We start from the raw sequence: 9044 nt of genomic DNA, 5'->3' as shown, positions 1-9044 counted from the left end.
GGTGCGCTACCAAGCTGCGCTACGCCCCGTTGCCAACACGACTCACCATTATAACGTATGACACGGAGTTTGTCAAGCTAAAAAAGCTCGAGGGACTGGGAGGCTTGTAGGAGTTCGGTTATGGCATAGGGAGGCCAGGTGCCTTCTCCCCGGCGAGGCTGGGAGAGGATTATCCTGAGGGAGTAATTGTCGGGATATCCTTCTGCCCCAAGCCACAACAGTTCGCTTTCCACCTCACAGACTACAGCTTCTTCTGGCATTAGGTGTTTGCTAATGTCGGCGACTGTTTGGTGAATATCCCGCAGAAGACGGCAAAAGTCACGCATCTCCTCTGCCGTAAGTTCCAAAGCCCAGTCCTCGGCGCCCACTAGACCCTTATAAACAGGAGCATCGGCTCGCCAACCCAGTCTCCAACCCCTACCCTGTTTTAGCAAGGTTCACCCCCTCCTCAGGGTTTTGCCATTGTCAACAGCAGTGACCCTCCCAAGGCCGAAAATTTAAACGGTCTCAGCAGTCTCTTCTTTTTCCACAGTCTCCTGAGTCTGTTGAGAGGTTTCGGCGGCTGTGCTCCCATTCTCAGCTACAGTGGTGTCGGTGGGAGCTTCTGCCGTCTCACCAGGAGTTGTTTGAGCCGTTGTCGGCGTAGGGGTCTCCTCCCCTATTTCAGGGATTTCCGTATCTTCGAATTCAAATGGTTCGTCCAGTCTGATGGTCAGATAGCGCAACACCTCTTCCCCCAGACGCATATCCCTCTCTATAATGGCCACCTGACGGCCATCCCCTGTGTAATGGGTGAGCACATAAACGCCCTCCTGGTATTTCTTGATGGGATAGGCCAGACGGCGTTTGCCCCAGATTTGAAGAGACACTTTTTCTGCGCCGTGTTGTTTAAGCAGCTGACGGTATCTGCGCAATTGTTTGTTTATTTGCACCTCAGTTAGGTCAGGGCGCAAAATAAACATCATCTCGTAGGTTCTAAGTTTACCCATATTCGTCTCCTTATGGACTATAAAGGCCCCCCGCAGGGAGCAAGGTTGTCGTCATCACTCTCGATGGTTTATATAAATATTGATACAGTGGGAGAATGATGCTTATATATTTATAGCAGAAAATGGACGATTGTACAACCATCTACCTTTTTTTTTGACTTGCCCTTGAGAGTTTGATATGGCCCAACGCTATGTGAGAGTAAAAACCAGCGGAGGACAAACTTATTACGGTAGACTACAGCCGAACCGCACGGTGGAGGTATTGGATGCCCCCCCCTGGTTGAATGGACAGGTTACCGACCAAATACTCAGTAGTGAGCAGTACCGGTTGTTGCCTCCCTGTGCTCCCTCTAAGATAATTGCCGTGGGGAAGAATTATTCCGCTCATGCGGCGGAAATGGGGTCTGAAGTACCTAAAGAACCTTTGATATTTCTAAAACCTCCCTCGGCAGTGATAGCCCACCAGGAGGCGATAATATACCCGAAGCAGTCTCAGAGGGTGGATTTTGAGGGAGAATTGGCCCTAGTCATAGGAACTAGGGTGAAAAACTGTCCTTTAGAAGAGGCCAATGACAAGATTTGGGGCTATACTATCGCCAATGATGTGACTGCCAGAGACCTACAAAAAAAAGACGGACAGTGGACGAGGGCTAAGGGTTTTGATACATTTTGTCCACTGGGGCCTTGGATTGTTAGAGAATTGACCCCTGGGGCCTGCATCAAAACCTATCTTAACGAGGACGAAGACAGTCCAAAACAGTCGGCTTCCATCTCAGATATGGTTTTTTCTCCTGAATATCTGGTATACTACATATCTCAGATTATGACCCTATTGCCGGGAGATGTGATTCTGACAGGCACACCCCCAGGAGTTGGCCCCCTACAGGTGGGAGATGTTGTAACCGTGGAGATAGAAAGCATTGGCAAACTGACCAACAGGGTAATACCAGCCCCCGACGATGACTAGACGAAGATGACTACTAGAATGGTTCACCAGGGTACCTGTGAGTGGGCGGCGGAGGATATGGCTGGGATTTCTGGATACTTGCCCGAAGCCGCTTGTACCATCGCATAAACGCAGGCTACTAGAGTGCCCAGAAAGACAGTATTAGCCAGAGTTTCGGTGATCAGGGAAAAACCTAATCCTCCAACGAGGTACCGAAATACAAGGCCTATAAGAATTAACAAGATGTCCATCAGAATAGCCTGCATTGTATTAAAGCGAATAAAATGACTAATGCGGGTATTTCTAACTACGGCTACAAATAAGAGAATGAACAGGATAAAACCGCCAAAGGGAATCGAATTGATAATGATGAGGGGGAAAAGGGGCACTGTAATTAGACTAAGGGGGGGAAATTGCCTGAACAGATAGCCACCAAATCCTAGGGCGTCTGTGAGGGGCACCAGGTATACAATAGAGGCAAAAAGTCTATCCAGCCACTGGGGGGAATAGTTGCGCCAGTTCATAGTGTTTCTCAGGAGCAGTTGATGTTGTCCACAAGAGTCTATGGGATATTAACAAGACGGAATCCCATCTGACACTGGTACAATTCTAACTGGGATGACTCGGATTTGCCCACACATTCCAGACAACTTAGTTTCCCCGATTGCCAACGGGGACTGCCATTCTGGGTTGCCCACAAACAGTTTTTACAAACGCTCTCTGCACTCAAAATCCCCTCTTTTTGCAGAATAACAAACATGATCCCCTCTTTTTCCGCCAAAACCTGGTCAGCGGGTTTCTCCTTTCACCCTTGTTTCTATTGTAATATTCCCTCAAAGAAAAGCTGGTTTTTTTGCTACATTTTGTTACCAGATTGATGTCAGTGGGGGTTATTGTTCTAAAAATCTAACTATTGTATCCCAAACATCTCTATGAAGATGGGGGTTGTCCACATCAAACCATTTAATTTCGGGATAGGCGTTAAACCAAGTGCGTTGTCTTTTGGCGAATTGACGGGTATGCAAAACAATTAATTCTTCTGCCTGAAAAAGGGTAATTTTGCCCTGGATAAAGTCTTTCATCTCTGCATAGCCGAGGGTGTTGAGCAGAGGCAAATCCTCGCCATACTTTTGCATTAACATTGCCGTTTCATGGGCTAACCCCTTTGCCAACATCTCACGGGTGCGACGGGCTATTCTCTCCTGTAGTCTCCTTGGTTCACACTGTAGTCCTATCTGGAGAATGGGATAAGGGGGCGGACTTTCTCCCTGGAGTTGGGAAATAGGTTTCCCTGTAACATAGTATACTTCTAAAGCTCTAATAGTCCTGGTTTCGTCATTGGGGTGTATTTTCTCACAAGCTATGGGATCTAATTGTTGCAAAAAGCTATATCTCTCCCGTTGACTGTATTTTGCCAGTTGTGCTCGTAATACAGGTTGTGGGGCTACCGGGGGGATTTTTAAGCCCTTGGTAACGGCTTTGATATATAATCCTGTACCCCCCACCAGAAGAGGAACAGAGGTGGCCCTGTTTATGATACCATATACCTGCTCTTGATATTCTGCCACCGTTAAAACTTGTTGGGGATGGCATATGTCAATCATGTAATGGGGCACTAATTCCCTTTCCTGAGGGGTGGGTTTAGCAGTGCCAATGTCAAAGTCTATATATACCTGACGGGAATCGGCACTGATGATAAAGGTTTTGAGTTTTTGGGCTATTTCCAGAGCCAAGGCCGATTTTCCTACCGCTGTCGCCCCACAAATTACTATTAGTTTTTTTTCCATTTATTCCCCGTCGGATAGCACTTTACAATTCTTAACAAAAATGCAAAGTATTGCAACAAGATGGCGGTTTTTGACAGGGGCAAAGATAAAATGGGGAGTCTGAAAAGTTAGTGAGGGATAGAACAGTAAATGCTATATCTGAATACTCTCTTTGCAGCCGTACCAGCCACTGTACAGTGGAGCCCCAGTGTGGCTCTAACTATGATTATATGCAATATTATAGCTATAGCCTTTGCCAAGTCTACCATGAAAGAACCCAGTGCTGAACCCAAACTCCCTGGGGATGTTTTCTTTGGCGGCATGGGATTCCCCGCTTTGTTGGCCACTACCAGCTTCGGACATATACTGGGGGCGGGTGTTATTCTCGGTTTAGCTAATCTCGGGGTTTTGTAATCCAGTAAAATACAATGAAAATGAGGGCTCACGTCACAAGCCCTCTGGGATGAACTGGCTGGCCAGGTAAATACCAACCAGTAGTACTAACTATTAGCGAACAGTACCCCTTAGGGGCTCAGTTTCAATTCCCTTGAGCAGGTACAATCGCAACAAGTTCCAGAAAATAGCTATTTGTAGCGGCAGTTTGCGGAGAAATTTGATGAAACCGGGTTGTTTGCTCTCGTCAATGCGGCAAATCTCTAAGTAGTAGTCAGCACACTTTTCTAGACGGGGGAAGAATTCGGGGTGGGAGGTGTCTAGGATTACAGGGAATGCTTTAGCTGCTGTTTTGTTGGTCTTTCTGACTACCATGCGATCGTATTCCTTTGCATCTAAACCAACGGCCTGATAAAAATCGCTTCTCTCGCAAACAGTTAAGGCGTGGGTTGCAAATACAGACAGGAGGAAAAACTTCGACCACAATTTAGCCTTCCAGCCTTTCCACATGGAGGTTTGTGAGCGTAACAGGGCGTTGAAAATGTCCCCGTGACGGTTTTCGTCTTGACACCAGTTTTCAAATTTCTTAAACAGGGGATAAAACTGATATTGGGGGTTTTTCTCCAGATGGCGATACATCAGAATATAACGCCAATAGCCGATCTTTTCAGACAGATACACGGCATATATGATCCATTCAGGTGGGAAGAAGGTATAAATCCGGTGTCTAGTTAAATAACCCAAATCCAGTGAGATTTTAAAGTCAGCCATGGCTTTGTTCAAAAACCCCGCATGGCGCGCCTCATCCCTTGCCATCAAGCTGAACATCTCACTTAACAGTGGGTTTTTGTCCTTTATGCGGCGGGAGATTTCTTTGAACAGGAGGAAACCGGAAAATTCCGAAACACAAGATCTTTCAAGAAAACTTATAAAGGCTTTGCGGGTTTTTTCGTCTATGTGCTCCCAAGATTTTTGGAATTCCTCGTCTCTTACAAAGTGATGACGATTGTAATCATTTCTCATCTCCTCCAGCATTGCCCTTAATTCGGTTTCCTGGCTGGAGATGTCCAATTCTGCTAGGGCTTTGAAGTCAGTGGTATAAAATCTGGGCGTCAGTAAATTCTCTTTAATCTCTGTCTTTTTATAGCTTGTTGGTTTAGCTCCTGCCACTACCATGGTTATATCTCTTTATGGTTATATTTTCTATCTGATTTTATCCCATAATTGCAGAACTTCGAAAAATTGTTACAATTGTTCACCAATGTGTTTTTCGGGAATAGTTAAGTTTTATTAAGTGATAGTGAAATTGAAGATTAATAACTTTATAGTTATTAAAAGAAAGTTTGGGAAAGCAACAGATAAATATGAGCAGCTTAACAAACCAACCAGTAGCACAAACAGAAAGCAAAAAACCCGCTGATGCCAGAGAAAGAGCAAAAAAACTAGTTCAAGAAATACAAGATAAGATATGTCAGGCTTTAGAAGAAGTTGATGGCAAAGCCCGTTTCCGTGAAGACTTGTGGGAAAGAAAAGAAGGTGGTGGCGGACGCACCAGAATAATTCGCGATGGGGGCGTATTCGAACAAGGGGGGGTAAACTTCTCTGAAGTTTGGGGAGACACTCTGCCACCGGCCATTTTAGTACAACGTCCAGAAGCCGCAGGTCACAGTTTTTATGCTACAGGCACCTCCATGGTGTTACACCCCAAAAACCCCTATGTTCCCACTGTACATTTAAACTATCGCTATTTCGAGGCGGGTCCTATTTGGTGGTTTGCCGGGGGGGCGGACTTAACTCCTTACTATGGTTTCGTGGAGGATGCCGTCCACTTCCACCAAGTACATAAAAAGGCCTGTGACGCCCACCACCCTGAATATTATCCCGTTTTTAAACTCTGGTGTGATGAGTATTTTTACATAAAACACCGTCAAGAGCCAAGGGGAATTGGTGGGATCTTCTTCGACTATCAAGATGACAGTGGTATTCTATATCGTGGGCCAGACACCAATGGTCGTGCCCATGCCTACAGTGAAAAAGTGGGAAGAGTATCCCGCAGTTGGGAAGACTTGTTCGCCTTTGTAAAAACCTGCGGTGATGCCTTCATAGAAGCCTATATCCCCATCGTAGAAAGACGTAAAAACATGGAGTATGGGGAAAGAGAAAGAAACTTCCAACTATATCGTCGTGGCCGTTATGTAGAATTCAACCTAATATACGACCGTGGTACTGTATTTGGCCTACAAACCAACGGGCGTACTGAGTCTATTTTAATGTCATTACCTCCCCTGGCACGTTGGGAATACTGCTACACCCCAGAAAAAGGCTCTCGTGAAGCCGAACTGACTGAATTCTTCCTGAAAGAAAGAGACTGGGTGAATGAGTTCAAGAGTTAAAGAGAGGGGGTGTTGATAAGCCATAGCAGTTAAGGGCAACAAAATGCCCTTATTTAAGGGGGGCGGCCAGTCAAAGCAGAAATACCCCCAACTCACTAGTCCAAATCCCCCTCCATTACCATGGCCGTTGCCTTGCGGGTAGTTTCATAGAATTCCTTAATGTTGACCTGGTTGAGGAGGAAAAGGGAAGCCATAATACAGAGGGCTTCACAGAAAAATACTGAGCTGTAGGCCAACCAGAGATTGTCAAACAGAAGGCGCCCTAAATCCAGAATCCAACCACCCAAGACAATGGCCACACCACGGGAGAGAGATTGAGCTAAACCCCAGGCACCCACAAAAGTGCCTGCAGTTTCTGCCAAGGTCAAGTCTAACATGAGACTAATAGAGCCAATAGTGGTAATCCCCGCGCATATACCAAAGAGAAACATTGCCCCCTTTAACAGACTGGGGTTTTTAGTCAAACCAGCCAGTATAATGAGCAAAAAACAGAGGGCAACCAAGATACAACCCAGACGGGTAGTTTTAGTTTTCCCCAGACGGGGTATCACTAAAAAACCAGTAGTGCTATACCCCACGAGAATGCCAGTGCCCCAAAAAGAGTTCAAAAGAGTGGTTTCTCCCAGAGGCATTTTGAACACTTGCGCTCCATAAGGTTCTAAAATTGCCTCCTGCATGAACAAACTAAGAGTAATCATCACTAAAAAGAAGAAAAATATGCCCGTCTGCCGAGAGGAGGTTAGTATTCTCAATGCCTCCCTCAAACCAATACCGTCTTCCCTGTCGGCAATTGAAGAGCGTTGGCGGTAGCGGGAATATTTCCTTTCTACCCCCCAGGTAGCAATGAGGGTGAGGATAAATACCACAGTAGGTACTACTAGGAAAATACTGTTGATGGGGGGTTGTAGTTTTTCAATGGGTATTGCACCATTGTCCCCTCCTGCTAAACTCTTTAGTAACACTTTTCCTGTAATCCCACCTATTACAATCCCCACCATTAACATAGACCATACCGTGGCCACCAATTGAGAGCGATTATCTTCATCCGATATATCCACTAGTAGGGCAGTAAAGGGGGTAGAACTAGCACCGGTTGCAATCCCCTGTACAACAAAAATAATACCCAGAACTATGCTAAGGCAAATGGTGACGGGATTCCACCTCCAGCCCCCGTTAGCAATTATATTTTCTCCCAGCAGCCAGACAATCTGGACAGCCAAAAACAGGGCCACGCCAGAGGCTAATACTCCCAAACGGACATAACCTGTGCGGTGGAAGCCAAAGAGTTTTTTGCTATCAGACAATTGTCCCAACCAGACACGGGTGGGGGATACCAATTGGGAAATAGCCAACACCCCGGCGGCGACAGTGGCGGGTATTTTCAATTCTGCTATCATTACTCGGTTTAATACCGCCAGAGTCAATACTGAAAACATACCAATCCCCAGGTTAAACAACCCCAGCCTCAACATTGTGGGTACTTTCACCTTGGGGATTATTTCCTCCCTCACCGACACTTGGCCATCCATTTCCATCTTACCCATGACCCAATAATAAACACCACTGATAACGAACGTGTAACACTTTTTATTGCTAATATTCTAGGCTAAAAGTTCACAATATTTTTTTCAAGTTGCTGTTTTTTTTTCACTCTTAACCACAATTTAGTTTCTATTCTATAACTTTTTACATTTTCTTATAATACTGTGATTAGCCAAACTTTTCGGCTCACCCCCAACAGTATAAACTGGGACTGTAGTGGTGTTGTTGGAAACCTATTATGTCAGTTGCCATTGAAAAAGACTTGAAAGACTATTTTGGGGGACAGTTTAAACAAATTGAGCTTAGGTTTCAACAAATTGACCAACGGTTTGAACAGATAGAAAAAAGATTTGAAAAAATTGACACCAGATTTGAGAAGGTAGAACAGAAATTCGAGAAAATAGAAGCCAAACTAGAAAAAATCGAGGGGAATATCACAGACTTAAAAGTGGGTCAAGCTAGACTGGAGGAGAAAATTGACGCCCTAGACAAGAGATTGGAATTTCAAGAATTTATAAATCGTGGGGTTTTAATAGGTTTTTTGGCCGCAATTTTGGCGGGTTTAGCTAAACTATTTGGTGTAATTCCCGATGCGGTAAACTAGAAAGAGAATCGGATTAGGAGTCCATCACATGTCAGTTACCATTGAACAAGACTTGAAGGAGTACTTAGCCCAACAGTTTAAACAAATTGAGCTCAGGTTTCAACAAATTGACCAACGGTTTGAACAGATTGACAAAAGGTTTGAACAAGTCGATAAGAGATTCGAGAAAATAGAAGCCAGACTGGAGAAGATAGAAGGAAACATGACGGAATTAAAGGTGGGCCAAGCCAGACTGGAGGGGGAAATCAAAAGAATCGAACAGAGTTTGGGAGCCAAAATTGACGCCCTGGATAAAAGATTGGAATTTCAAGAATTTATAAATCGTGGGATTTTAATAGGTTTTTTGGCCGCAATTTTGGCGGGTTTAGCTAAACTATTTGGTGTTATTCCCAGCGCCTGATTGTTGTTAAT

Annotated in this window: 12 protein-coding genes; 5 read left to right on the top strand and 7 right to left on the bottom strand. The window is 45.0% G+C overall.

What is annotated here, in order from left to right; all coding sequences use genetic code 11:
• Nucleotides 1-77: 77 nt before the first annotated feature.
• Both IGQ44_09015 and rpsF read right to left on the bottom strand, forming a co-directional pair.
• Nucleotides 78-434, bottom strand: a complete 357-nt coding sequence (locus IGQ44_09015) for a DUF1818 family protein (GenBank protein ID HIK38117.1) — start codon at nucleotides 432-434, stop codon at nucleotides 78-80.
• A gap of 63 nt (nucleotides 435-497) precedes the next feature.
• Nucleotides 498-962: a 30S ribosomal protein S6 gene (gene rpsF, locus IGQ44_09010; GenBank protein ID HIK38116.1), complete on the bottom strand. Its 465-nt coding sequence runs from the start codon at nucleotides 960-962 to the stop codon at nucleotides 498-500.
• Between the two features lie 205 nt (nucleotides 963-1167).
• On the opposite strand from rpsF, the gene IGQ44_09005 reads away from it, so the two are divergent.
• On the top strand, nucleotides 1168-1956 hold the full coding sequence (locus tag IGQ44_09005; protein ID HIK38115.1) for a fumarylacetoacetate hydrolase family protein: 789 nt from the start codon (nucleotides 1168-1170) through the stop codon (nucleotides 1954-1956).
• 23 nt (nucleotides 1957-1979) lie between these two features.
• Here IGQ44_09005 and IGQ44_09000 read toward each other — a convergent pair whose 3' ends face one another.
• From IGQ44_09000 to miaA, 3 genes are all read right to left on the bottom strand, one after another.
• The gene (locus IGQ44_09000) at nucleotides 1980-2459 is read right to left on the bottom strand and encodes a hypothetical protein (GenBank protein HIK38114.1); all 480 of its coding nucleotides are present in this window, start codon (nucleotides 2457-2459) and stop codon (nucleotides 1980-1982) included.
• A 38-nt stretch (nucleotides 2460-2497) separates the two neighbouring features.
• Nucleotides 2498-2695, bottom strand: coding sequence for a hypothetical protein (locus tag IGQ44_08995; protein ID HIK38113.1), 198 nt, complete (start codon nucleotides 2693-2695; stop codon nucleotides 2498-2500).
• Between the two features lie 130 nt (nucleotides 2696-2825).
• Nucleotides 2826-3722, bottom strand: a complete 897-nt coding sequence (gene miaA, locus IGQ44_08990) for a tRNA (adenosine(37)-N6)-dimethylallyltransferase MiaA (GenBank protein HIK38112.1) — start codon at nucleotides 3720-3722, stop codon at nucleotides 2826-2828.
• Nucleotides 3723-3851: 129 nt separating this feature from the next.
• Between miaA and psaK the strand changes: the two genes are divergently transcribed.
• A complete protein-coding gene (psaK, locus tag IGQ44_08985; protein HIK38111.1) occupies nucleotides 3852-4115 on the top strand; it encodes a photosystem I reaction center subunit PsaK in 264 nt (87 codons plus the stop codon).
• Nucleotides 4116-4208: 93 nt separating this feature from the next.
• On the opposite strand, the gene acsF is transcribed toward psaK, so the two are convergent.
• Nucleotides 4209-5270, bottom strand: coding sequence for a magnesium-protoporphyrin IX monomethyl ester (oxidative) cyclase (gene acsF, locus IGQ44_08980; protein HIK38110.1), 1062 nt, complete (start codon nucleotides 5268-5270; stop codon nucleotides 4209-4211).
• A gap of 188 nt (nucleotides 5271-5458) precedes the next feature.
• On the opposite strand from acsF, the gene hemF reads away from it, so the two are divergent.
• Nucleotides 5459-6487, top strand: a complete 1029-nt coding sequence (hemF, locus tag IGQ44_08975; GenBank protein ID HIK38109.1) for an oxygen-dependent coproporphyrinogen oxidase — start codon at nucleotides 5459-5461, stop codon at nucleotides 6485-6487.
• Nucleotides 6488-6582: 95 nt separating this feature from the next.
• On the opposite strand, the gene IGQ44_08970 is transcribed toward hemF, so the two are convergent.
• On the bottom strand, nucleotides 6583-7959 hold the full coding sequence (locus tag IGQ44_08970) for a BCD family MFS transporter (GenBank protein ID HIK38108.1): 1377 nt from the start codon (nucleotides 7957-7959) through the stop codon (nucleotides 6583-6585).
• Between the two features lie 428 nt (nucleotides 7960-8387).
• Between IGQ44_08970 and IGQ44_08965 the strand changes: the two genes are divergently transcribed.
• Complete coding sequence (locus tag IGQ44_08965) at nucleotides 8388-8633, top strand: hypothetical protein (protein ID HIK38107.1); 246 nt, start codon at nucleotides 8388-8390, stop codon at nucleotides 8631-8633.
• Between the two features lie 127 nt (nucleotides 8634-8760).
• Complete coding sequence (locus IGQ44_08960) at nucleotides 8761-9033, top strand: hypothetical protein (GenBank protein HIK38106.1); 273 nt, start codon at nucleotides 8761-8763, stop codon at nucleotides 9031-9033.
• Nucleotides 9034-9044: the final 11 nt, after the last annotated feature.

The organism is Geminocystis sp. M7585_C2015_104, assembly GCA_015295805.1.
In the GTDB taxonomy this organism is placed as follows: Bacteria; Cyanobacteriota; Cyanobacteriia; order Cyanobacteriales; family Cyanobacteriaceae; genus DVEF01.
The sequence above is the reverse complement of the archived record's forward strand: the minus strand, read 5'-3'. Positions and strand labels throughout refer to the sequence as shown.